Source organism: Streptomyces sp. HUAS 15-9, from assembly GCF_025642155.1.
Classification (GTDB): domain Bacteria; phylum Actinomycetota; class Actinomycetes; order Streptomycetales; family Streptomycetaceae; genus Streptomyces.
The window spans coordinates 4093299-4114944 of sequence record NZ_CP106798.1 but is presented as its reverse complement, the minus strand read 5'-3'; the positions used below and the strand labels follow the sequence as shown (position 1 = coordinate 4114944).

The 21646-nt window shown below is 69.3% G+C and carries 21 protein-coding genes; 7 read left to right on the top strand and 14 right to left on the bottom strand.

The window, feature by feature from the left end; translation table 11 throughout:
* Window positions 1–59 precede the first annotated feature (59 nt).
* The 3 genes from N8I87_RS44740 to N8I87_RS18930 all read right to left on the bottom strand — a co-directional run bounded on the left by N8I87_RS44740 (window position 60) and on the right by N8I87_RS18930 (window position 3003).
* A complete protein-coding gene (locus N8I87_RS44740; RefSeq protein ID WP_411577196.1) occupies window positions 60–428 on the bottom strand; it encodes a transposase in 369 nt (122 codons plus the stop codon).
* On the bottom strand, window positions 346–1308 hold the full coding sequence (locus N8I87_RS18935; RefSeq protein ID WP_438829313.1) for an IS701 family transposase: 963 nt from the start codon (window positions 1306–1308) through the stop codon (window positions 346–348). Before N8I87_RS18935 ends, N8I87_RS44740 begins: the two co-directional genes overlap by 83 nt.
* A gap of 111 nt (window positions 1309–1419) precedes the next feature.
* Window positions 1420–3003 (bottom strand): FAD-binding oxidoreductase, encoded by a 1584-nt coding sequence (locus tag N8I87_RS18930; RefSeq protein WP_263210309.1) that lies wholly within the window; start codon window positions 3001–3003, stop codon window positions 1420–1422.
* 367 nt (window positions 3004–3370) lie between these two features.
* On the opposite strand from N8I87_RS18930, the gene pstS reads away from it, so the two are divergent.
* The 4 genes from pstS (at window position 3371) to pstB (ending at window position 7518) form a co-directional block, all read left to right on the top strand.
* Window positions 3371–4498, top strand: a complete 1128-nt coding sequence (gene pstS, locus N8I87_RS18925) for a phosphate ABC transporter substrate-binding protein PstS (protein ID WP_263210308.1) — start codon at window positions 3371–3373, stop codon at window positions 4496–4498.
* 107 nt (window positions 4499–4605) lie between these two features.
* Window positions 4606–5616 (top strand): phosphate ABC transporter permease subunit PstC, encoded by a 1011-nt coding sequence (gene pstC, locus N8I87_RS18920; RefSeq protein ID WP_263210307.1) that lies wholly within the window; start codon window positions 4606–4608, stop codon window positions 5614–5616.
* Window positions 5613–6677 (top strand): phosphate ABC transporter permease PstA, encoded by a 1065-nt coding sequence (gene pstA / locus N8I87_RS18915; RefSeq protein ID WP_263210305.1) that lies wholly within the window; start codon window positions 5613–5615, stop codon window positions 6675–6677. Before pstC ends, pstA begins: the two co-directional genes overlap by 4 nt.
* Window positions 6678–6741: 64 nt before the next feature.
* On the top strand, window positions 6742–7518 hold the full coding sequence (gene pstB / locus N8I87_RS18910) for a phosphate ABC transporter ATP-binding protein PstB (protein ID WP_263210304.1): 777 nt from the start codon (window positions 6742–6744) through the stop codon (window positions 7516–7518).
* Window positions 7519–7782: 264 nt separating this feature from the next.
* On the opposite strand, the gene N8I87_RS18905 is transcribed toward pstB, so the two are convergent.
* Together N8I87_RS18905 and N8I87_RS18900 are read right to left on the bottom strand one after the other, a co-directional pair.
* A complete protein-coding gene (locus tag N8I87_RS18905; RefSeq protein ID WP_263210302.1) occupies window positions 7783–8781 on the bottom strand; it encodes an inorganic phosphate transporter in 999 nt (332 codons plus the stop codon).
* Window positions 8782–8788: 7 nt separating this feature from the next.
* Window positions 8789–9409 carry a DUF47 domain-containing protein gene (locus N8I87_RS18900; RefSeq protein ID WP_171110497.1) on the bottom strand — a complete coding sequence of 207 codons (621 nt, stop codon included), beginning with the start codon at window positions 9407–9409 and terminating at the stop codon, window positions 8789–8791.
* Between the two features lie 188 nt (window positions 9410–9597).
* Here N8I87_RS18900 and N8I87_RS18895 point away from each other — a divergent pair, with 188 nt between their 5' ends.
* Window positions 9598–9936, top strand: coding sequence for a metal-sensitive transcriptional regulator (locus tag N8I87_RS18895; RefSeq protein ID WP_263210301.1), 339 nt, complete (start codon window positions 9598–9600; stop codon window positions 9934–9936).
* 90 nt (window positions 9937–10026) lie between these two features.
* On the opposite strand, the gene N8I87_RS18890 is transcribed toward N8I87_RS18895, so the two are convergent.
* The 8 genes from N8I87_RS18890 to mshD form a co-directional block, all read right to left on the bottom strand.
* Entirely contained in the window at window positions 10027–10203 is a 177-nt protein-coding gene (locus tag N8I87_RS18890; RefSeq protein ID WP_263210300.1) for a hypothetical protein, read from the bottom strand.
* 94 nt (window positions 10204–10297) lie between these two features.
* Window positions 10298–11152: an SCO4651 family lipoprotein gene (locus tag N8I87_RS18885; protein ID WP_263210299.1), complete on the bottom strand. Its 855-nt coding sequence runs from the start codon at window positions 11150–11152 to the stop codon at window positions 10298–10300.
* Between the two features lie 341 nt (window positions 11153–11493).
* Window positions 11494–11928, bottom strand: a complete 435-nt coding sequence (locus N8I87_RS18880) for an NUDIX hydrolase (protein ID WP_411577252.1) — start codon at window positions 11926–11928, stop codon at window positions 11494–11496.
* A gap of 16 nt (window positions 11929–11944) precedes the next feature.
* Window positions 11945–13045 carry a CHAD domain-containing protein gene (locus N8I87_RS18875; protein WP_263210298.1) on the bottom strand — a complete coding sequence of 367 codons (1101 nt, stop codon included), beginning with the start codon at window positions 13043–13045 and terminating at the stop codon, window positions 11945–11947.
* A complete protein-coding gene (locus N8I87_RS18870; protein ID WP_411577251.1) occupies window positions 13026–15380 on the bottom strand; it encodes an RNA degradosome polyphosphate kinase in 2355 nt (784 codons plus the stop codon). Before N8I87_RS18870 ends, N8I87_RS18875 begins: the two co-directional genes overlap by 20 nt.
* A gap of 200 nt (window positions 15381–15580) precedes the next feature.
* Window positions 15581–15715, bottom strand: a complete 135-nt coding sequence (locus N8I87_RS18865; protein WP_263210295.1) for a hypothetical protein — start codon at window positions 15713–15715, stop codon at window positions 15581–15583.
* Window positions 15712–15981, bottom strand: a complete 270-nt coding sequence (locus tag N8I87_RS18860) for a hypothetical protein (protein ID WP_263210293.1) — start codon at window positions 15979–15981, stop codon at window positions 15712–15714. Before N8I87_RS18860 ends, N8I87_RS18865 begins: the two co-directional genes overlap by 4 nt.
* Before the next feature lie 36 nt (window positions 15982–16017).
* Complete coding sequence (gene mshD / locus N8I87_RS18855) at window positions 16018–16947, bottom strand: mycothiol synthase (RefSeq protein WP_263210291.1); 930 nt, start codon at window positions 16945–16947, stop codon at window positions 16018–16020.
* Window positions 16948–17103: 156 nt separating this feature from the next.
* Between mshD and N8I87_RS18850 the strand changes: the two genes are divergently transcribed.
* Window positions 17104–18909, top strand: a complete 1806-nt coding sequence (locus N8I87_RS18850) for a bifunctional metallophosphatase/5'-nucleotidase (RefSeq protein ID WP_263210289.1) — start codon at window positions 17104–17106, stop codon at window positions 18907–18909.
* A gap of 77 nt (window positions 18910–18986) precedes the next feature.
* Here the strand turns inward: N8I87_RS18850 and N8I87_RS18845 are convergent, their stop codons facing one another.
* The gene (locus tag N8I87_RS18845) at window positions 18987–21059 is read right to left on the bottom strand and encodes a pectinesterase family protein (protein WP_263216538.1); all 2073 of its coding nucleotides are present in this window, start codon (window positions 21057–21059) and stop codon (window positions 18987–18989) included.
* Window positions 21060–21290: 231 nt separating this feature from the next.
* On the opposite strand from N8I87_RS18845, the gene N8I87_RS18840 reads away from it, so the two are divergent.
* The gene (locus tag N8I87_RS18840; RefSeq protein WP_263210288.1) at window positions 21291–21641 is read left to right on the top strand and encodes a DUF6247 family protein; all 351 of its coding nucleotides are present in this window, start codon (window positions 21291–21293) and stop codon (window positions 21639–21641) included.
* The last annotated feature ends 5 nt before the right edge of the window (window positions 21642–21646 follow it).

The following is a 21646-nucleotide window of genomic DNA, read 5'->3' as shown; positions in this document are numbered from 1 at the left end:
GCAGGCGCCGGTCCAGAGGGCGAGGAGTGTCTGCAGTTCACGGACGATCTGGTAGAGACTCAGACCGCCGCTGTGTCTTTTGGGGCGCGAGCCATGCGCCTGAGGGTGCAGAAGGCATGGGCGGCGGAGACGAGGGTGACATGGTGGTGCCAGCCGCCCCAGGTGCGGCCTTCGAAGTGGGCAAGTCCCAGGGCCTGTTTCATCTCCCGGTAGTCGTGCTCGATGCGCCAGCGCAGCTTGGTCAGCCGCACCAGGGTGGCCAGTGGCATGCCGGAGGGCAGGCTGGACAGCCAGAACTGCACCGGCTCGCTCTCGGTGGCGGGCCATTCGGCCAGCAGCCAGCGTTCAGGCAGCTCGGGAGCGTCCGTGGTCTTGCGTAGGCCCCGTCCGGCGGGCCGGACCCTGAGGGCGACGAACCGCGAGTACATGCGCTTGAAGCCGTTTCGGCCCGTGCCCGGCCGGGAGCCTACCCGCCAGGAAACCGGCCGTGCAGCCGCCCGGCTTACCGCGATGACCAGGTCTTTCACCGTCTGCGCAGGGTCGGGGTACTGCGCTTTCGGTGGTACCGGTGCCCGCGTAGGGGGGCTGGACGGGCCGGGCGTCGGCCGGATGGGCGGTGTGGCGGCAGGAGATCCCGACCGCATAGGGCAGGCTGCGTTCCTCCAGCCCCAGACGGAAGGCGGCGGCATCGCCGTATCCGGCATCCGCCACGACCAAGGGGACATCGACGCCCCACGACCGGGTTTCGTCGATCATGTCCAGGGCCAGCTGCCACTTCTCCACATGCCCCACCTGGGCGGGGATGCCGCAACGGCCGCGGCGGGCGACCTTGGCCGCATCCGCCTGTCCAGAGGCCGGATCCCATGAAGCGGGCACGAACAGCCGCCAGTTCACTGCGGCCGAGGCCTGCTCACGGGCCAGGTGCAGCGACACTCCCACCTGGCAGTTGGTGACCTTGCCCGCGGTGCCGGTGTACTGCCGCGACACACACGCAGACGCGTCCCCGTCCTTGAGGAAGCCGGTGTCGTCAACGATCAGCGCCTCCGGACCGATCGCCTCGTGCATCCTCCAGGCCAGCCGGGCCCGCACATGCGCCGGATCCCACGGGCTGGAGGTGATGAAGTGCGCCAGCGCCTGCCGGTTGCCGTCCTCGCCGAGGCGGGCTGCCATCGGCTCCACCGACTTACGCCGCCCGTCCAGCAGCAGCCCTCGCACATACGCCTGTCCCCACCGCCGCTGGTCCGCACGGAAGAACCCGTCGAACAACTCCGCCGCGAACGCCTCCAGGTCCCCCCGGGCCTCGGTCATCTCCTCAGGTGTCACACCACGACAACGCCACCCACGAGGCAACAGACACGCCACTCAGGAGTGAAGATGACCAAGCCCTACTAGCGGCAGCGGGCAGCGCGGGCGGACTCGTCAGAGGCTCTGCGGGTAGGTGAAGAAGCGGGTCGGGTCGTACTTCGTCTTGACCTGCTTCAGGCGCGTTGCCGCGTCCCCGTAGTACGCCTTGCGCCAGTCCTTCAGCGTCGGGTCCGTGTAGTTCTGATACGCCGCTCCGGACGCGTACGGCTTCATCGCGTCGTGCGCCGTCGTCAGCCAGGACTGGGCCGTGCCGCCCGAGGTGCCGGTCCGCCAGGAGGCGATGTACTGGGTCAGCATGCGCGAGCGGCGGTGGACGAAGGCCGTCGCTGTGGGGGAGACACGGTTGACCGCGCCGCCGAGGGCCGTCAGGGCGATGCTGCCCGAGCCGCCCCGGACCGTCTGTATCTGCTTGAGGAGCGTCTGGATGCCGGCCGCGGACAGGGAGCGGTCGAAGAAGTCCGAGCGGGCCGCGTACGTCTCCCTGCCCAGCGCGCCCTGCGAGGAGCGGCCGGGGGTGGAGCCGGGCAGATGGCACTGGGCCTGCGTGGAGAAGGAGGAGCAGCCCGCGTAGATCTCCATCGCCTCCTCGTAGCCGCGGCGGCGCAGCGACACGCTCCGCGCGTTCGCGCCGACCAGGTGCGCCAGGCGGTCCACCGCGTTCTGGAGTTCGCCGTAGGTGCCGAGGGAGAACGCCGCCACCGAGACGGTCGGGGTGCCGCCCGCCGAGTTCGCCAGGTGCAGGGAGGACCAGATCTCGTCCGGCTGGCTCGGGCCCCACTCCTGCCAGGCCTTGATCACCGCCGCGGCCTTCGCCCACGGCCAGGTCAGATAGCCGGTGACGGCCTGCGGTGCGGGGTGGGTCCTGAACTGAAGCTCCGTGACGACGCCGAAGTTTCCGTTGCCGGCGCCGCGCAGGGCCCAGAACAGGTCCTTGTTCGTGGTGGAGTTCGCGACGAGCTGCTTGCCGTCCGCCGTGATCAGGGTGGCCTGGGTCAGGCTGTCGCAGGTCAGGCCGTAGGCGCGGGAGACGACACCGTGGCCGCCGCCGAGGACCAGACCGGAGACGCCGACCGTGGGGCAGGAGCCCGCCGGGATGGTCACGCCCTTCGCGGTGAGCGCGCGGTAGACGTCGATCAGCTTGGAGCCGGCGCCGACCACCGCTTGGCCGCCGCTCACGCGGATCCGGTTCAGCTTCGAGACGTCGACTATCAGGCGCCCGTTGCCGGAGGACCAACCGGCATAGGAGTGGCCGCCGTTGCGTATCGCCACCTGGATGCCGTGGGCCTTGGCGTAGGCCAGCGTCGTGCGGATGTCGTCCGGGTGCGCGACATAGGCGACCGCCGCGGGCTTCAGACCGTCGAAGCGGGTGTTGTACAGCTGGTGGGCGGCCGCCCAGGAGGCGTCTCCCGGGCGGATCAGCGGGCCGTCGAGGTCGCGGGAGAGGCCCGCCCAGTTGGCGGCGGCCGCCGCATGGGCCGTCTTGGCTTGCGTACCGGAGGATATGGACGTAGCGGACGAATCGGCTACATTGGCTGTGTCAGTCGAGGGGCCGGCAGCCGACTTGCCCCCGCTGCACCCCGCTATCGCGGCCGCCGTCAGTGCGGCCGCGCCGCCTGAGATGAACGTGCGCCGTTCCATACCCGTGCCTTTCGTCGGCTTTCGTGGAACGAGACGAAGCCGGTGGACCGAGGGTTCCACCGACTTCGCATACACGTGCGCACCATTCGCATACACGTGCGCGCCGCTCGGGCGGGGCGCCGACCGGACAACTGGACGCAACCCGGCCTTCGGGACCTTGGCGTGCCCTCCCCGTGAGCATTCCGTGACCTTACCGGGCCGACGGCAGGGGTTCACCCGCCGTTCACTTATGGCCATCGGTGGCTTCACCTGATCTGCCTAATTTCGGCCGTACGCGGTGCGGAGAGTGGCCCTGACAGGAACTCGCGCACCCACGACGACCTCGCACGCCGCCGACGGTGGCGGCTCCAGGAAGGAACTCCCGAAAGTGAAGCTTCAGCGCAAGAACCGGCTGCGCGCCATCTCCCTCGGTGCTGTCGCCGTCTCCGGAGCCCTGGCCCTGTCGGCGTGCGGCTCCGACGACACCGGCAAGAAGACGACGGACAACTCCTCGTCCTCGACGAGCCCCAGCTCGATCAAGTGCGACAACGCCAAGGGCCAGCTGCTCGCCGACGGCTCCTCCGCGCAGAAGAACGCGATCGACGCCTGGGTGAAGGAGTTCTCCCAGGCCTGTGGCGTCCAGATCAACTACAAGGGTGGCGGCTCCGGCGCCGGTGTCACGGCGTTCACCCAGGGCCAGGTCGCCTTCGCCGGTTCCGACTCGGCGCTCAAGCCCGAAGAGGTCACCGCCTCCAAGAAGGTCTGCTCCGGCGGCCAGGGCATCGACCTCCCGATGGTCGGCGGCCCGATCGCCCTCGGTTACAACGTCCCGGGTGTCGACAACCTGGTTCTGGACGCGCCGACCCTCGCCAAGATCTTCGACAGCAAGATCAAGACCTGGAACGACTCGGCGATCGCGAAGCTGAACCCCGGCGTGAAGCTTCCCAACCTCAAGATCCAGGCGTTCCACCGCTCGGACGAGTCCGGCACCACGGACAACTTCACCAAGTACCTGATCGCCACCACCCCGGACAACTGGAAGTACTCGGGTGGCAAGGCCTGGCAGGCCAAGGGCGGCCAGGCTGCCCCGCAGTCCGCGGGTGTGGCCCAGCAGGTGAAGCAGACCGCCGGTGCCATCGGTTACTTCGAGCTGTCCTACGTCACGGACGGCGTGAAGGCCGTGTCCATCAACACGGGTGCCAGCAAGCCGGTCGCCCCCAGCACCGAGAGCGCCACCGCCGACATCGCCGCCGCGAAGGTCGTCGGCACCGGCAAGGACCTCTCGCTCAAGCTGGACTACAAGACCAAGGCCGAGGGCGCCTACCCGATCACCCTGGTCACCTACGAGATCGCCTGTGACAAGGGCAACAAGGCCGACACCCTGCCGGCCACCAAGGCGTTCCTGCGCTACATCGCGAGCGAGGACGGCCAGAAGGTTCTCTCGGGCATCGGCTACGCGCCGGTTCCCGACGAGATCATCGCGAAGGTCCGCACCACCATCGAGGGCCTGAGCTGACCTAGGAGTGCGGTCCGGTCCCGGCTTCCCGGGACCGGACCGCACCGTCCGGTGCACCGCCGCCAGGAGCCGTACAACCCATATGGCTCCGCAGACCGGAGAATCCGATGGACATAACTACACGGAACACTGAAGACGCACCTCCACCCACCCCACAGCCGGCCGCGAGCGCGCAGAAGCGCGTCTCCCGTGGCGCCACCCGACCCGGTGACCGGATCTTCCTCGGTCTCTCCCGTGGGTCGGGCATCTTCCTGTTGGTGATCATGGCCGCCATCGCGGTCTTCCTCGCCTACCGTGCGTCCCTCGCCATCAGCAAGGATCACGCGAACTTCCTCACCACCTCCGAGTGGACCACCAACCTCCAGCCGCCGGTCTTCGGTATCGCCGTGCTGGCTTTCGGTACGGTCGTCTCCTCGATCATCGCCATGCTCATCGCGGTGCCGGTCGCGGTCGCGATCGCGCTGTTCATCACGCACTACGCGCCGCGCAGGCTGGCCGGCCCCGTCGCGTACGTGATCGACCTGCTCGCCGCGGTGCCGTCCATCGTGTACGGCCTGTGGGGCGCGCTGATCCTCGTACCGCACATGACCGGCCTCTTCGGCTGGCTCAACGACTACTTCAGCTGGACCGGGCTCTTCACCTGGGACGAGGGCGCCCCGCGCTCCATGCTCACGGTCGGCATCCTGCTCGCGATCATGATCCTGCCGATCATCACCAACGTGAGCCGTGAGGTCTTCCGCCAGGTCCCGCAGATGCACGAGGAAGCGGCCCTGGCCCTCGGCGCCACGCGCTGGGAGGTCATCCGCATGTCGGTGCTGCCCTTCGGCCGCTCCGGCGTGATCTCCGCCTCGATGCTCGGCCTCGGCCGCGCGCTCGGCGAGACGATGGCCGTCGCCACCGTGCTCTCCCCGGACTTCATCATCCACGCGAGCCTGCTCAACCCGGGCGGCGGCACCTTCGCCCAGAACATCGCCAGCAAGTTCAGCGAGGCGACGCAGTTCGGCCGTGACGCGCTCATCGCCTCCGGTCTGGTCCTGTTCGTCATCACCCTGCTGGTCAACGGCGCGGCCCGCCTCATCATCGCCCGCCGCGCGGAGTACTCGGGGGCCAACGCATGAGCCACGCAGCCGTCGTCAGCGACAAGCGCCCCAGCACGCTGCGTGGCGCCAGCCTCCCCAAGTGGTCGCCGTGGGCGATCGCGGGCGGCTCCATCGCCCTCGGGATCGGCATCGCCCTGGCCGCCGGCCTGGACAGCAAGATCCAGTGGGGTGTGATCGCCGCGCTCCTCTTCGTCCTCGGCACGTACGGCATCGCCGCCCGCGTCGAGGGCCGCCGCCAGGCCAAGGACCGCATCGCGACCAGCCTCGTCTGGGTCGCCTTCGTCCTCGCCGTCGTCCCGCTGGTCTCCCTGATCTGGGTCACCATCGCGCGCGGCATCAAGGTGCTGGACGTCTACTTCCTGACCCACTCCATGGGTGTGGTCGCCGACACCGAGCCGGGCGGCGGTATCTACCACGCCATCATCGGCAGCCTCGAACAGGTCGGCCTGGCCACCCTGATCGGCGCCCCGATCGGTGTGATGACCGCGATCTACCTGGTCGAGTACGGACGCGGGAAGCTCGCCGCGGCCGTCACCTTCTTCGTCGACGTGATGACGGGTATCCCGTCGATCGTCGCCGGTCTGTTCATCCTCAGCCTGATGCTGATGTGGGACATGGGTCCCTTCGGCTTCGCCGGCTCCCTCGCCCTGGCCATCCTGATGATGCCCGTCGTGGTCCGCTCCACCGAGGAGATGCTCAAGCTCGTACCGAACGAGCTGCGCGAGGCATCCCTGGCGCTCGGCGTCCCGAAGTGGCGCACCATCCTGAAGGTGGTCCTGCCGACCTCCATCGGCGGCATCACCACCGGCATCATGCTGGCGGTCGCCCGTATCGCCGGTGAGACCGCGCCCGTGCTGCTGCTGGTGTTCGGCAACCCGTTCATCAACACGGACCCCTTCGAGGGTGCGCAGGCGTCGCTGCCGCTGTACATCTATCAGCAGTTCGCGAACAGCGCAGGTTCCGGTGCGGCGTACGACCGGGCCTGGGCGGCCTCGCTGACGCTGATCGCCTTCGTGATGATCCTCAACCTGGCGGCCCGCGCGATCGCGCGCTGGAAGGCCCCGAAGACCGGTCGCTAAGGCGACGATTTCCGGCTCCGCCGGGCGGGGCCCTCAGCGACTGATTTCTGGAAGTGAAGTAGACATGGCCAAGCGAATCGACGTAAGCGGGCTCACCGCCTACTACGGCTCCCACAAGGCGATCGAAGACATCTCGATGACCGTCGAGCCTCGCTCGGTGACGGCCTTCATCGGCCCCTCCGGCTGCGGCAAGTCGACGTTCCTGCGCACGCTGAACCGTATGCACGAGGTCACCCCCGGTGGCCGGGTCGAGGGCAAGGTCCTGCTCGACGACGAGGACCTGTACGGCGTCGGTATCGACCCGGTGTCGGTCCGCCGCGAGGTGGGCATGGTGTTCCAGCGCCCGAACCCCTTCCCGACGATGTCGATCTTCGACAACGTGGCGGCGGGGCTGCGGCTGAACGGCAGCTACAAGAAGAGCGAGCTCAGCGACATCGTCGAGAAGTCGCTCAAGGGCGCGAACCTCTGGAACGAGGTCAAGGACCGCCTCAACAAGCCCGGCTCGGGCCTGTCCGGTGGTCAGCAGCAGCGTCTGTGCATCGCCCGGGCGATCGCGGTGGAGCCGAAGGTTCTGCTCATGGACGAGCCCTGCTCGGCCCTGGACCCGATCTCCACCCTCGCCATCGAGGACCTGATCGGTGAGCTGAAGGAGCGCTTCACGATCGTCATCGTGACGCACAACATGCAGCAGGCGGCGCGGGTCTCCGACCGTACGGCGTTCTTCAACCTCGCCGCCGTTGGCCAGCCCGGCCGGCTGATCGAGATCGACGACACGGAGCGGATCTTCTCCAACCCGTCCGTCCAGGCCACGGAGGACTACATCTCCGGTCGCTTCGGCTAGGCCGACGCCGGTATAGACCCCTCGCGGTGCTGCATGGCGGTGCCACCGCGAGGACGGAAAAGGGCCCGCCCCTGGCTCCCGGGGGCGGGCCCGTTCCTCTTTCACACCGGGTGCGACCGCTGGGGCTCCGCCCCAGCCCCCAGCTACGGCGGCTCCGTCGGCTGGTGAGTAGGCCCTGCGACAGCGGCCCGTGGGGCCACTATTCGGCCGACCGAGACGGGCGGGCGGGTGGGAGATGGAGCCCCGGGGACGGACCCCCCGCCCCTACAGAAACGCCAGCTTCACAACGGCGTAGGCCAGCGCAGCGACCAGCGCTGCGGCCGGCATCGTGATGAACCACCCCATCACGATGTTCTTGGCCACACCCCACCGCACGGCATTCACCCGCTTCGTCGCCCCGACGCCCATGATGGCCGAGGTGATGACATGGGTCGTGGAGATCGGCGCCTTGAAGAGGAACGCCGTGGTGAACATGATCGACGCACCGGTCGTCTCCGCCGCGAACCCCTGCGGCGGATCCAGTTCGATGATCTTCCGCCCCAGCGTCCGCATGATGCGCCAGCCACCCGCGTACGTACCGAGCGACAGCATCACGGCGCAGACGATCTTCACCCACACCGGGATCGGATCGCCGTAGGTCTCGTGGCCGGAGATGACCAGGGCCATCACCACGACACCCATGGTCTTCTGCGCGTCCTGCAGACCGTGTCCCAGCGCCATGCCGGCCGCGGACACCGTCTGCGCTATCCGGAAGCCACGCTTGGCCTTGTGCGGGTTGGCCCGCCGGAAGATCCACATGATCGCCGTCATGACCAGATAGCCGACGATGAGACCGACGACCGGCGACAGGAACATCGGGATGACGACCTTGTCGAGCACCCCGTTCCACAGCACGGTCGTGCCGCCCGCGAGCGCCGCGCCCACCAGGCCGCCGAACAGCGCGTGCGAGGAGGAGGACGGCAGGCCGAAGTACCAGGTGATCAGGTTCCACGTGATCGCACCGAGCAGCGCGGCGAAGAGGATGCCCATCCCCCTGCCGCCCTCGGGCGTCTCGATCAGCCCCTCGCTGACGGTCTTGGCGACTCCGGAGCCCAGGAAGGCACCGGCGAGGTTCATGACCGCGGCCATCGCCAGCGCGGCCCGCGGCGTCAGCGCGCGCGTCGACACGGACGTGGCGATCGCGTTCGCGGAATCGTGGAAGCCGTTGGTGTAGGTGAAGAAGAGCGCGACCGCGATGGTCACGACCAGAGCGAAGGTGTCCATCGACGGCTCAGGACTCCTTGACGGCGATGGTCTCCACCGTGTTCGCCACGTGCTCGAAGGCGTCCGCCGCTTCCTCGAGCACATCCACGATCTGCTTGAGCTTCAGGACCTCGATCGCGTCGTACTTGCCGTTGAAGAGGTGTGCAAGAAGCTTTCTGTGGATCTGGTCCGCCTGGTTCTCCAGGCGGTTGACCTCGATCCAGTACTCGGTGAGGTTGTCCAGGGTGCGCAGGTGCGGCATGGCCTCGGCGGTCAGCTCGGCCGCCCGTGCCAGCACCTCGATCTGCTGCTCTACGCCCTTCGGCAGTTCCTCGATGTTGTAGAGGACGACCAGGTCGACGGCCTCCTCCATGAAGTCCATGATGTCGTCGAGGGAGGACGCCAGCGAGTAGATGTCCTCACGGTCGAACGGCGTGATGAACGAGGAGTTCAGCTGGTGGAAGATCGCGTGCGTGGCGTCGTCACCCGCGTGTTCCGCTGCCCGCATACGCTCTGCGATCTCGGCCCGGGCGGAAGCGTCCGCCCCGAGCAGTTCCATCAGGAGTTTCGAGCCGGTGACGATGTTGTCCGCGGACGCGGCGAACATGTCGTAGAAGCTCGTCTCCCTGGGGGTCAGACGAAAGCGCACGTGGGATCCTCGGGGTGCTTCGGTTTCGGTCAGGCTGATGCTAGGGGCAACATCCGGCCACGGCTATCGGGCCGTCCTCCAGTGTCGCCCATCGGACAGATCGATCATCAGGGGGGCGTACCAAGGGCCCTATACCCAGCAAAGTTCGTTACCATATACCCACTAGGGGTATATGTCTGGAGGACGCGATGACGACCACCGAGGCCGGCGCCACGGCGCCCTCCGAGGGTGAGCACCAAGGCGCGACGCACGGGTACCACAAGCAGAAGGACGAGCACCTCAAGCGGCTGCGCCGGATCGAGGGGCAGATCCGCGGGCTGCAGCGCATGGTCGACGAGGACGTCTACTGCATCGACATACTCACGCAGGTGTCCGCCTCCACCAAGGCCCTGCAGTCCTTCGCGCTGCAGCTCCTGGAGGAGCATCTGCGGCACTGCGTCGCGGACGCGGCCGTCAAGGGCGGAGACGAGATCGACGCGAAGGTGGACGAGGCGACCAAGGCGATCGGACGCCTGCTGCGCACCTGACCGCGTACACGACAAGTCGTACAGGACAAGCAGGGGACAGGAGGAGTCACGGGGCGGGCGGTCCCCCCACCCGCCCGTGGGACACCCGGCCTACTCGCCGGAGGTGTCACGCTCCTGGGCCACTTTCAGCACCTCGTCGATGCTCTCAAGGCTGAGCCGGTCCTCGTGGGCGGCCGAGGCCGCGATGATCAGGTCTCCGCACAGCTCGATCTCGGCGAGGGCCACGTGGTCCTGAACTGCCGTACCGCCGACCGGAGCCACGTGCATCACCTCTTCTCTGCCGTCACCGAATTCCTAGAGTAGGCAGTGGTCTACACACCGCGCATGGCACGGACGGGCTAGTTCGCGAGATGGTTACCGGCTAGTTCTTTGGCTGGTTTTCTGCGATACGGCCCGCGTAGATGTCCTTCTCGCGTGGCAGCCGTACGTCCGCGGGGGCCCCGAAGTCGTACAGCAGTGTCGTCGAGGCGACCGCCACGGCGGCCTTCTGCTCCCCGTTGACAAAGCTGAAGTGCTCTCTGAGCTTGCGGATACGGCCCTGGTCGTCGAGGTAGGCGTCGAACGGCACACGGGCCGTGGCGAACCCTTTCGCCGCCGCTGCCAGGGCGTCCCGGTTGCCCGCCGAGGCCGTGCCGGCCGCCTTGCCGAGATCGGCGGTGCCGCGGAAGTGCCGCACCGGGGTCCCGCCCACCTCGGTCCGTCCCACGAAGGTCGCCGTGCGCGTCCCGCGCAGCAGCTCCGCGGCCGCGTACGGATCCGTCGCCCCGCCCGTCACCAGGTTGCCGTCGGACAGCGTCGCGGTCTCGACCCGGACCCATTTGTCGGCGGGCACCCCGGCGCCCCGGTTCTTCATGAACAGCGCGCCCGGGGCGAGGAGCTCCGTGATGGGCCGGTGCTCCACCGTCCCTGCCGGGTCCTGCGGCAGCTGCACGGTGAGCCGGCCGAGCTGTCTGCGGTAGTCGTACACGCCCTTGCCGCGGATGGTGACCCGGGTGCCGCCGGTGGCCATCTCCATCGACGTGCTCGCCTTCGAGCTGCCCGCCTCGCGCAGCAGATCGGCGGCGCGGTGCAGCGCGACGACCGGATCCACCGCGTCGCGCACGTCCTCGGCGGCGACCCCGCTCACGGAACACCCCGTCCCGCACACACCCAGCACGAGTGTGATCCCCGCCGCGACGACCGCGCCTTTCGAGCGCCTGTGCTGCCGCCGATCCATCGCCTGCCTACCCCCAGCCGGTACGTCCGTCACGGGCCCCCTGTCGCTTCGGCTAACGACGAGCAGGGGCCCGCCGTCACGCGCTGCAGAGGGCGTACCGCGGGCATGGGAGCGCTTTACCCTCAGGCCGGTAACGTTGTCGCCGTGACACAGCAGGACGGTCCGGATCGGGTCCGACAGGGGCAGGAACACCACACGACGACCTACGAACAGGGCCGCTTCTGCGTGGCCCGCTGCACCTGCGGCTGGCGTGGCCCGGCCCGCCGGGCCAGAAGCCAGGCCCGGACGGACGCGGAAGGTCACGCAAGGGACCGCTGACCGCTACGGGCTCCAGGCGTGTTCTACGTGTGTTCGAACTGCCGCAGCAGCACATCGACCAGGTCCCGGTCGCGCGGCTGGGTCAGACGGCCGCGGGCCGCGACGGGGGAGAGCCACAGGATGCGGTCCACCTCGTCGTTCGGGACGAAGCGCCCGGAGCCGGCCTCCGCCGCCCAGTAACGGACCTGTTTGGGGCGGCCGTTGGCCAGATAGCGCAGGGTGGGCAGCTCGGCTCCGAGCACGGCGCCGTAGCCGGTCTCCTCCGCGACCTCGCGCAGCGCACCGGCCCTCGGGTCCTCGCCGCGCTTGAGCTTGCCCTTGGGGTGGGACCAGTCGTCGTACTTGGGCCGGTGGACGAGACAGACCTCCAGGTCGCCGTCCACCGGAGAGCGGCGCCACAGAACGCAGCCCGCGGCCTGGACGAGGGTTTCCTTCGCGTGCGTCACCGGTGCTCTCACCGCCTCCTCGGGAGGGTCAGGGTGCGCTGACCACCTGTTTCTGCCACGACTGCTGGAACGCGAACCGCGCCGCCTCCACCTCGTGCCGCTGGTCGGCGTGCAGCACACCGAGGGCGTAGGCCGTCGCCGGGGCGATGCGCGGGGTGCGCGCCGCCTGGGCCGCCGCCGCGGCCGCCTCCGAGGCGTCCCGGTGCCGGTTCAGGGCCTGGCCCGCCGCGAGGAGCCGTACGTCCACGGGCGCACCGGGCCCGAGGAGGACCTCGCGGGCGTAGCGGTGCAGCCGCAGCAGCAGGCGGACCTGGTGCCAGGGGCCGTCCTGGGGGTGCGGGGACAGGTCCGGGGACAGGCCGTGGATCAGGGCCTCCGCGTTGTACGGATGGCCGGCGGTGACCAGGGGCAGACCGGCGATCGCGGCGGTGAGCCGCTCCTCGGCCGCGGCGGCCGCCGGGCGCAGATCGGTGGTGGCCGCCGCGGGGGTGAGCGGGACCTCGCTGGCGAGTACGGCGACCTTGTCGGCGACCGCGTGGAAGCGGGAGGAGCCGAGGGCCTGCAGGGCCGTGGAGTGGGCGCGGGTCCGGGCAAGGGTGAGCTGGCGTTCGAGCAGGGCACCGGCCTTCGCGGCGCCCACGGTGAGGTTGCCGCGTTCCGGGACGGCCGTGCCCGGGACGCCACGGACGCTCGCGCCCGGAGAGGTCGGGGCGACGGTCTGTGCGGGGAACGCCGTCGACCCCGACAGCCGGTGCAGCGCGAGCAGCAGCCGCTCCAGCCGGGCCTCGTAGGCGTGCTCGAGCCCCAACGTCCCCGAGAGCCAGGCCAGTTCGGGGCGCATCTCCTCGGACCAGTCGGAATCGAGGAGCGGGCGGAAGGTGTGCAGGCTGCCGCTGATGCGGCGGGCCGAGCGGCGCAGGGCGCGTGCCGCGTCGACGGTCTCCTCCGCGGTCGCGGCGGCTCCGGTCTCCCGGTGCAGCCGCAGGGCACGCAGGAACTCCGTGGCCCGGGCGCGCAGATAGCTCGCGAGCGCGTCCCCGTTGGGGGCCCCTCCCTGCCCGAGCGCGGTCGAGAGCTTGGGGGACACCCCGGCCGTGGGGTCCGTCGGGTCAAGGTGTTGCTGTGCCACGCCGGCGCCTCCGGGCGTCTATGAGCATCTCCTGGACGTTGCGCAGGGGCTGGCCGTCCGCGTCGGTCGCGTGCCGGGTCCAGTCGCCGTCCGGGCCGAGGTGCCAGGAGGACGTGGTGTCGGACATGCCGGTGTCGAGCAGTCGGTTCAGGGCCGCCCGGTGGGCCGGGTCGGTGACCCGTACCAGGGCCTCTATCCGGCGGTCGAGGTTGCGGTGCATCATGTCCGCGCTGCCGATCCACACTTCGGGCTCGCCGCCATTGCCGAAGGCGAAGATCCTTGAGTGCTCCAGGAAGCGGCCGAGGATGGACCGTACGCGCATGTTCTCGGACAGGCCGGGGACGCCCGGGCGCACCGCGCAGATGCCGCGCACCCACACGTCGACCGGCACACCCGCCTGCGACGCGCGGTAGAGCGAGTCGATGAGCGCCTCGTCGACGATCGAGTTGACCTTGATGCGGATGAACGCCGGACGGCCCGCACGGTGGTGCTGGACCTCCTTGTTGATCCGCGAGATCAGGCCGTCGCGCAGGGACTTGGGCGCGACCAGCAGACGGCGGTACGTCTCCCGGCGCGAGTAGCCCGACAGCCGGTTGAACAGGTCGGACAGGTCCGCGCCGACCTGCGGGTCCGCCGTCAGCACGCCCAGGTCCTCGTAGAGCCGGGCCGTCTTCGGGTGGTAGTTGCCGGTGCCGACATGGCTGTACCGGCGCAGCGTGTCGCCCTCCTGACGGACCACCAGGGACAGCTTGCAGTGGGTCTTCAGACCGACCAGGCCGTACACGACGTGGCAGCCGGCCTCCTCCAGCTTGCGTGCCCACTTGATGTTGGCGTGCTCGTCGAAGCGGGCCTTGATCTCCACCAGGACGAGGACCTGCTTGCCGGACTCGGCGGCGTCGATGAGCGCGTCCACGATCGGGGAGTCGCCGGAGGTCCGGTACAGGGTCTGCTTGATCGCGAGGACGTCCGGGTCGCCGGCCGCCTGCTCCAGGAAGGCCTGCACGGACGTGGAGAAGGAGTCGTACGGGTGGTGCAGCAGGACGTCCCGGCTGCGCAGCGCCGCGAATATGTCGGGCGCCGAGGCCGACTCGACCTCCGCCAGGTCGCGGTGGGTGCCCGCGACGAACTTCGGGTACTTCAGCTCGGGGCGGTCCAGGCCATGGATGCGGAACAGACCCGTGAGGTCCAGCGGGCCGGGCAGCGGATAGACCTCGGCCTCGCTGATCTTCAGCTCGCGCACCAGCAGGTCGAGCACCTCGCGGTCGATGGACTCCTCTACCTCCAGGCGCACCGGCGGCCCGAAGCGGCGCCGCATGAGCTCCTTCTCCAGAGCCTGGAGCAGGTTCTCGGCGTCGTCCTCCTCCACCTCCAGGTCCTCGTTCCGGGTGAGCCGGAAGGCGTGGTGCTCCAGCACCTCCATGCCCGGGAAGAGCTCCTCCAGGTGCGCGGCGATGACGTCCTCGAGGGGGACGTACCGGCCGGGGGCGGCCTCCAGGAAGCGGGACAGCAGCGGCGGCACCTTCACGCGGGCGAAGTGCTTGTGGCCGCTGACCGGGTTCCGTACGACCACGGCCAGGTTCAGCGACAGACCGGAGATGTACGGGAAGGGGTGCGCCGGGTCGACCGCGAGAGGCGTGAGGACCGGGAAGATCTGGTGTCTGAAGAGCGTGAAGAGGCGCGCCTGCTCCTTCTCGGTCAGCTCGTTCCAGCGGACCAGGTGGATGCCCTCCTCCGCGAGGGCGGGGGCGACGTCCTCGTGGTAGCAGGCGGCGTGCCGGGCCATGAGCTCGCGGGAGCGGGCCCAGATCATCTCCAGCACTTCACGGGGCTGGAGCCCGGAGGCGGAGCGGGTGGCGACGCCCGTCGCGATACGACGCTTCAGACCGGCCACCCGGACCATGAAGAACTCGTCCAGGTTGCTGGCGAAGATCGCCAGGAAATTCGCCCGTTCGAGAAGGGGCGTATTCGGGTCCTCGGCCAGTTCGAGGACCCGCTCGTTGAAGGCGAGCCAGCTGCGCTCCCGGTCGAGGAAACGACCCTGCGGCAACTGGGCCCCTTCAACCTTCGACTCCTCGTACGCGTCGAGGTCGGCATCGATGTCGGGTTCCAGGTCGGAGACCGCGCCGGCCACGGCATGCGGGCGGTGCGCGGCTATGGAGCCCACGGAGGGCTGCGCGTGCTGGACCTGTGCCTGGGTGTCTGACTGGCTCATAAACCCATTGTTCCGCGCCACGAGCGAGACGGGCGCGTCGGAACGTGCGAGTGGGAGCGTGACTGCCCCGTTTCCCGCGGACCCCTCGGGAGGCGGGGAAGGCTCTGGCACGGCGGGCTTCATTGGCTGAGCGTCGCAAGTTCGTCTGAACCGATGGTTACGGAGACATGGCGTGCGGGATATGTGGGAGCGGCTCCCGGGCATCTACGCCGACCGGGTTGGCGTACGACGCCGAAGGTGGCGGACGGCCCGGCGGCGCAGCAGCAGCGCGGCGAGTGTGCCGACCGCGAGGGCGTACAGGGCGCACAGGGCGTACGCCACCGTCAGCGGGCCGGGGTGACGCTCTGTGTCCAGGCCGGCCGCGCGGTGCCGGCGACGAACGCGGCCCGGATGAGCAGGGCCGACCGGTGCAGGCGCAGGACGGCCCGGGGCAGGCTCTGCAAGGCGGCGTAGCTCATGCGGTGGCCTCCCTGCGGGTGCGCGCTGTGGCGGTCCGGCGTCTGAGCAGGAGGAACGCGGCCACGGTCAGCAGGGCGGTGACGGCGTGGAGCCGGGCGTACGCGACGTCGCAGCTCGCCTCGTCGACGCAGCCGGGGGCCTTGAGACGGGTGCCGTCGGCGAGGCCCTGACCCGCCGACCAGGCCAGTCGGTGCAGCAGCACCAGAAGGCCGGTACCGGCGGTGACCGGCGCGGCGGGCAGGGCGAGCCGGGCCGTGCGTGCCATCCCTTGATATGCCGAGAATGAGAGATGGAGGGTGTGTCAGGTCTCGGTCCGGTACATCAGGTCGGTCTCGTGCGTCACGAACCCGAGCCGCTCGTACACCGACACCGCGGACTTGTTGTCGGCGTCGACATAGAGCATCGCCGTGGACAGCCCCCGCGCGGCCAGGTGGCGCAGGCCGATCGTGGTGAGGGACTTGCCGAGCCCGCCGCCCTGCGCGCCCGGGGCCACCCCGAGGACGTACACCTCGCCGATGCCCTCCGTGGCGTGCACCTTGGTCCAGTGGAAGCCGACCAGCTCGCCCTCCCGCTCGGCGAGGAAGAAGCCGGCCGGGTCGAACCACGGCTCGGACATACGGTCGTCCAGGTCGCGCTGGGTGAGGGAGCCCTGCTCCGGGTGGTGCGCGAAGGCGGCGGCGTTCACCGTGAGCCAGGCCGCGTCGTCCCGCCCCGGCACGAATGTGCGTACGGTCACGCCGTCCGGCAGCTTCGGCTCGGGCAGCTCCAGATCGGTCAACGGCCGCCGCATCTGCCGTAGTTCACGGAACAGGGTCAGCCCCAGGACCTGCGCGAGATGCCGGGCCGCGGAGTGCCCGCCGTGCGCCCACACCCGCAGCCGCTTGCCGGACGCGGCCAGCAGGGCCGAGCCGAGCGCCCGCCCGTGTCCGTGTCCGCGGTGCGAGGGATGTACGACCAGTTCGGCGGCCGGCGCCTCCACCGGATCGGTGTCCTCCAGTTGGGCGTAGCCGACGAGTTCGCCGTCCACGGTCAGCAGCAGATGGGAGACGCCCTCGCGCGCGCCTCCGCGCAGTCGCAGCCGCCCTTGCTCGGACACCGGATGCTGACCGTCGGACCGGGCAGCCTCCGCGAGCAGCCCGACCACGGCCTCGGCCTGGTCCGGGGAGAGCGCGGAGTAGGTCTCGATGGAACGGGAGTGGAAGGGCCGTACGGTGTCGTCGTCGCTGGTCATGCGTATGAGGGTACGGCGCGGTCCCCGCAAAGTGGCGGCAAGGAACAGGCAAAGGGAAACCTGGACGTAACCCTGAACCCCCTGTCGCGCTACGCGCGTTGACCCTAGGCTGCGCCCGATCGGACACTCACCACAGCCGACCCACAGGGGGGTCCCATGCCGGCCACGTCCCAATCGCCACGCCCTGCCAGACGCCGTACCTACGCGTTGCTGGCGGCCGCGGCGAGCCTCGCCACCGCCGCCGCACTGGCCGCCGCGCTGCCCGCGAACGCCCACGACAACAAGGGCGGCGGACATCATCTGCCGAGCCGTTACCAGGACGTCCAGCTCCTCTCCTTCAACGATCTGCACGGCAACCTCGAACCGCCGGCCGGTTCCTCCGGCCGGGTCGCCGAACTCCAGGAGGACGGCACGACGAAGAACATCGACGCGGGCGGTGTCGAGTACCTCGCCACCCATCTGCGCCGGGCCCGCCAGGGCCACCCGTACTCCATCACCGCGGCCGGCGGCGACATGGTCGGTGCCTCCCCGCTCATCTCCGGCCTGTTCCACGACGAGCCCACCATCGAGGCGCTCAACAAGCTGGACCTGGACGTCACATCCGTCGGCAACCACGAGTTCGACGAGGGCGCCAAGGAACTGGCCCGGCTGCAGAACGGCGGCTGCCACCCGACGGACGGCTGCTACTCGAACGAGGGGTTCTCGGGCGCGGACTTCCCCTACCTCGCCGCGAACGTCCTCGACGAGAAGACCGGCAAGCCGATCCTCAAGCCGTACTGGGTCTGGAAGAAGAAGGACGTCAAGATCGGCTTCATCGGCGTCACGCTGGAGGGCACCCCGGACATCGTCTCCGCCGACGGGGTCAAGGGCCTCAAGTTCAAGGACGAGGTCGAGACGATCAACAAGTACGCCAAGGTGCTCCAGCGCCAGGGCGTGAAGTCGATCGTGGCGCTGATCCACGAGGGCGGCTTCCCGGCCTCCTCCTCGTACAACTACAACTGCGACTCGCCCGGCGCCGGTGACGGCATCTCCGGCCCGATCGTCGACATCGCCAAGAACGTCACCCCGGCCGTGGACGCGCTCGTCACCGGCCACACCCACACGGCGTACGTGTGCACCATCAAGGACCCGTCGGGCAAGCCGCGCATGGTCACCTCGGCCGCGTCCTTCGGCCGCCTGTACACGGACACCACGCTGACGTACGACCGTCGCACGGGTGACATCGCCCGTACGGCCGTGAAGTCGGCGAACCACGTGGTCACCCGGGACGTCCCCAAGGCGCCCGACATGACCGCGCTGATCGGCAGGTGGAACACCCTGGCCGCCCCGATCGGCAACCGTGCCATCGGCTACATCTCCGCCGACATCAACAACACCGGCACCGAGTCCCCGATGGGCGACCTGATCGCGGACGCGCAGCTGGCGTACGGCAAGGAGCTGGACCCTGAGACCGACCTCGCGCTGATGAACCCGGGCGGCGTCCGGGCGGGCCTGACCTACGCGGCCAAGGGCGCCGAGGGCGACGGTGTCGTCACCTACGCCGAGGGCTTCACCGTCCAGCCCTTCTCCAACACGGTGAACCTGCAGAGCTTCACCGGGGCCCAGCTGATCCAGGTGCTCAAGGAGCAGGTGAGCGGCGCGAACACGGCCGCCCCGAAGATCCTCCAGCCCTCCGCCGACCTGACCTACACGCTGGACCTGACGAAGACGGGCGCGGACCGGGTGGTCACCGACTCGATCCGGCTGAACGGCGCCGCCGTCGACCCCGCCGCCACCTACCGCGTCGCCACCAACAGCTTCCTCGCGGGCGGCGGCGACGGCTTCCCCACCCTCGGACAGGGCACGGGCGACCTCGTCGGCACGGACGATCTGACCGCCCTGGAGAAGTACCTGACGGCCAACTCCTCCGCCACCGCGCCGATCGCGCCTCCGGCCGCCGACCGGATCACGATCGTGCAGTAGCGCTCAGCGCTCGCTGAAGGGGCCGTGAGCCGGGGGACACACCCGCGGCTCACGGCCCCCGATCCCGGTAGACGCGTTCAGGAAGCCGTAGGCGTCCAGTCGCCCAGCCAGTCCGCGAGTTCCTGGTTCGCGGCCTGGGCGTCGGTCAGCTGCGGGCGGTTGCTGCTCGCCGCGCCCGCACCGGCGCCGGTGTTCTTGTACTCGGCGAACCGGTCGTCCTTCCAGCTGAAGCCGCCCATGTCCGACCACGGGGTGGACTTGACCGCGGCGCTCAGGGTGCTGTTGCGGACGGTGGCCTGCGGGTCGACGGTCGTGTCGCCGCCGGGGTGCCAGTTGCGGCCGAGGAAGAAGCTCGCGGCGGAGACGTCGCCGCCGACGGTCGAGCGGTTGATGAGGATGCCCTTGCGGCCGGCGGGAGTCGACGGGGCCGTGACATAGCCGGCCGAGGTGCCGTTCCAGCGCTTCTTGAGCGTGATGACGGACTTGTCGATCACGGCCGTCGCCCGGCCGAAGACGAAGTCGACGTTGCCGGTGACGCAGGAGTTGGTGACATAGACGCGGCCGGTCCTGTCCTTGGCGGCCGTCTCCATCTCCAGGGTGTCCTGGTCGCCGTCGATGATCACCGAGTCCAGCATGACCTTGTCGGCCGACGTCAGCAGCGCGACCGCCTGATTGGCGATGTCCTGGTGCCTGGCCTCGTCGAAGTCGTTGGTGACGGTGAGATTGCGCAGCTGCGAGTCGTCGGCCTGGAGGGAGACGGTGGCGCTGCCCGGGGTGCCGTAGGTGCCGGAGCCGTCGGGCTTGGTGGTCCCCGCCGCGTAGTTGTGGACGATCACCGTGTCCTTACGGCTGCCGCCCGTGCCCCGGATGGTGACGTGCGGCTTGTTCGCCGGCACCTTCACGGTCTCCCGGTACGTGCCCGGCTTCACGGAGATGACGACACGGGAGGCGTTGTTCGCGGGTACGGCGTCGACGGCGGCCTGCACGGTCTTGTACTGTCCGCTGCCGTCCCGGGCGACGGTGAGCGTGGTGGCGGCCGCCTTGGTGGTGGCGGTGGCGGTCGTACCGGGGGAAGTACGGGGCCCCGCACCGGACTTGAGCAGGGCGGGCACGTCGCCGGCCTTGTCGAGGGTGTACGGGTAGTAGCGCTTCGGGTCCCAGGCCGCGCCCTTGCCCCCGCTCTCGTTCCTGCCGCTCGTACCGGAGAACTGGTTGCCGCGCTGGACGAGGGTGGCGGTGCTGTCGCGGATGACGGGGTTGTTCATGCCCTGGAAGTAGGAGTTCTCCAGCAGCATGTTGGTCCTGCCGCGCGCGTAGTTGCCGTACGAGGACTTGATGGTGGTCCCCGCCTCGTCCTCCAGGTAGTTCTTGTAGAGGTGCGCGTGGGCCACGTTGTCCGTGGAAGGGCTGCGCTGTTCGGTCTCGCGGATCCAGTTGTGGTGGACGGTGATGTCCGCGGTGACGTGGTCGGTCCAGCCGATGCCGAACGCCTTGTTCTCCTGGCTGAGCTTGTTCCAGGAGACGGTCAGGTACGTCGTGTCCTTGCGGCTGTCGATGAGCCCGTCGGCCATGTGCCGGATGTCGTTGTGATCGATCCACACATGGTGGGCGCCGTCCATCTGGATGCCGTCGTAGTCGTGCTCCTTGTCGTTCCACACCCCTTGGTACGCGTCCCGGATGGTCAGGTTCCGGGTGATCACGTTGTGGACGCCCTGGCCGAGGAAGAAGCCGCCGCCGACGATCTGCCCGGAAGTGCCGGACCCGATGATGGTCTTGTCCGACCGGACCTTGATCTCCTTGCCGACCGGGTCCATGCGGATGGCGGCCGCGACGACGATGACGTACGGGTCACTGGCGGTGGCGTACTGCTCGAGGTCGGCGAGCGTCTTGACGGTGACGACCCGCCCGCCCCGGCCGCCGTAGGTCCCGTTCTGCCCGAGAGCGTTGACGGAGGCGAACCCGTCGGCGCCGGCGGTGGCCCAGGCGGGCACGGTGGTGGCGGCGGAGGCCTGCGGCTGGGTCGCGGCACCGAAGAGGCCGTAGGTCAGGGACTCGGCCGCGGTCAGCGCGAGGGGCAGCCCGACGGCGAGGGCCTTGCAGCGCCGGCGGTGGCGGGGGTGCGGGGGTTCATGGGCGACTCCGGTCCCGATGGTCGTGTGGGGTGAACTGGAGTTGCCGCGAAGGGCGGGAAGGTTGCCGGGAGTGGGCGAAGTCGGTTCTCACACCTTCGGGTGACACTTTCGAGTGTTTCGTTTTCGATGCCGCGCTTACGCCATCGTTGATCTTCCGGCCGAGGGGACGGCCAGGTCACGAACTACTGATGCAAAGGGTGCAAGGCGGTTATGGTCGTAGACACGGCGCGTCGAAGGAGGACATCGGTCATGGCTGCTCACGCTGCGGAATCCGAGTCGGTCGTCCCTCCCATGCCCGAGCGGACGCCGAAGGCGCTGCGCGAGGCCATCGCCCAGTACACGCCCCAGCTCCTCCGCGACTTCGACGAGCACTGGAAGTGGGCGATCGCCGATACGGACGACCTGGGCCCTGTGCCGGCGTTCGTGGCCCTGTGGTGGGGCGAGTACGCCCTTGCTCGCGACCCCAAGCTGGACGCGCACGTGCATGATCTCGAACACCGGGCCGCGTACGAGTGCACCGACATCAATGAGGCCAAGGCCCTCCTCGAAGAGGCAGCGAAGATCCACCATCGCGTGCAAAAACTGGAGCCCGGCGAGTGACCGAC

Bases quoted from the DNA above. Each gene is read 5' to 3' on its own strand.
- N8I87_RS44740 (WP_411577196.1), bottom strand. From the start codon at position 428: ATGTACTCGCGGTTCGTCGCCCTCAGGGTCCGGCCCGCCGGACGGGGC.
- N8I87_RS18935 (WP_438829313.1), bottom strand. From the start codon at position 1,308: ATGACCGAGGCCCGGGGGGACCTGGAGGCGTTCGCGGCGGAGTTGTTC.
- N8I87_RS18930 (WP_263210309.1), bottom strand. From the start codon at position 3,003: ATGGAACGGCGCACGTTCATCTCAGGCGGCGCGGCCGCACTGACGGCG.
- pstC (WP_263210307.1), top strand. From the start codon at position 4,606: ATGGACATAACTACACGGAACACTGAAGACGCACCTCCACCCACCCCA.
- pstA (WP_263210305.1), top strand. From the start codon at position 5,613: ATGAGCCACGCAGCCGTCGTCAGCGACAAGCGCCCCAGCACGCTGCGT.
- pstB (WP_263210304.1), top strand. From the start codon at position 6,742: ATGGCCAAGCGAATCGACGTAAGCGGGCTCACCGCCTACTACGGCTCC.
- N8I87_RS18905 (WP_263210302.1), bottom strand. From the start codon at position 8,781: ATGGACACCTTCGCTCTGGTCGTGACCATCGCGGTCGCGCTCTTCTTC.
- N8I87_RS18895 (WP_263210301.1), top strand. From the start codon at position 9,598: ATGACGACCACCGAGGCCGGCGCCACGGCGCCCTCCGAGGGTGAGCAC.
- N8I87_RS18890 (WP_263210300.1), bottom strand. From the start codon at position 10,203: ATGCACGTGGCTCCGGTCGGCGGTACGGCAGTTCAGGACCACGTGGCC.
- N8I87_RS18885 (WP_263210299.1), bottom strand. From the start codon at position 11,152: ATGGATCGGCGGCAGCACAGGCGCTCGAAAGGCGCGGTCGTCGCGGCG.
- N8I87_RS18870 (WP_411577251.1), bottom strand. From the start codon at position 15,380: ATGAAGCCCGCCGTGCCAGAGCCTTCCCCGCCTCCCGAGGGGTCCGCG.
- N8I87_RS18865 (WP_263210295.1), bottom strand. From the start codon at position 15,715: ATGAGCTACGCCGCCTTGCAGAGCCTGCCCCGGGCCGTCCTGCGCCTG.
- N8I87_RS18860 (WP_263210293.1), bottom strand. From the start codon at position 15,981: ATGGCACGCACGGCCCGGCTCGCCCTGCCCGCCGCGCCGGTCACCGCC.
- mshD (WP_263210291.1), bottom strand. From the start codon at position 16,947: ATGACCAGCGACGACGACACCGTACGGCCCTTCCACTCCCGTTCCATC.
- N8I87_RS18850 (WP_263210289.1), top strand. From the start codon at position 17,104: ATGCCGGCCACGTCCCAATCGCCACGCCCTGCCAGACGCCGTACCTAC.
- N8I87_RS18840 (WP_263210288.1), top strand. From the start codon at position 21,291: ATGGCTGCTCACGCTGCGGAATCCGAGTCGGTCGTCCCTCCCATGCCC.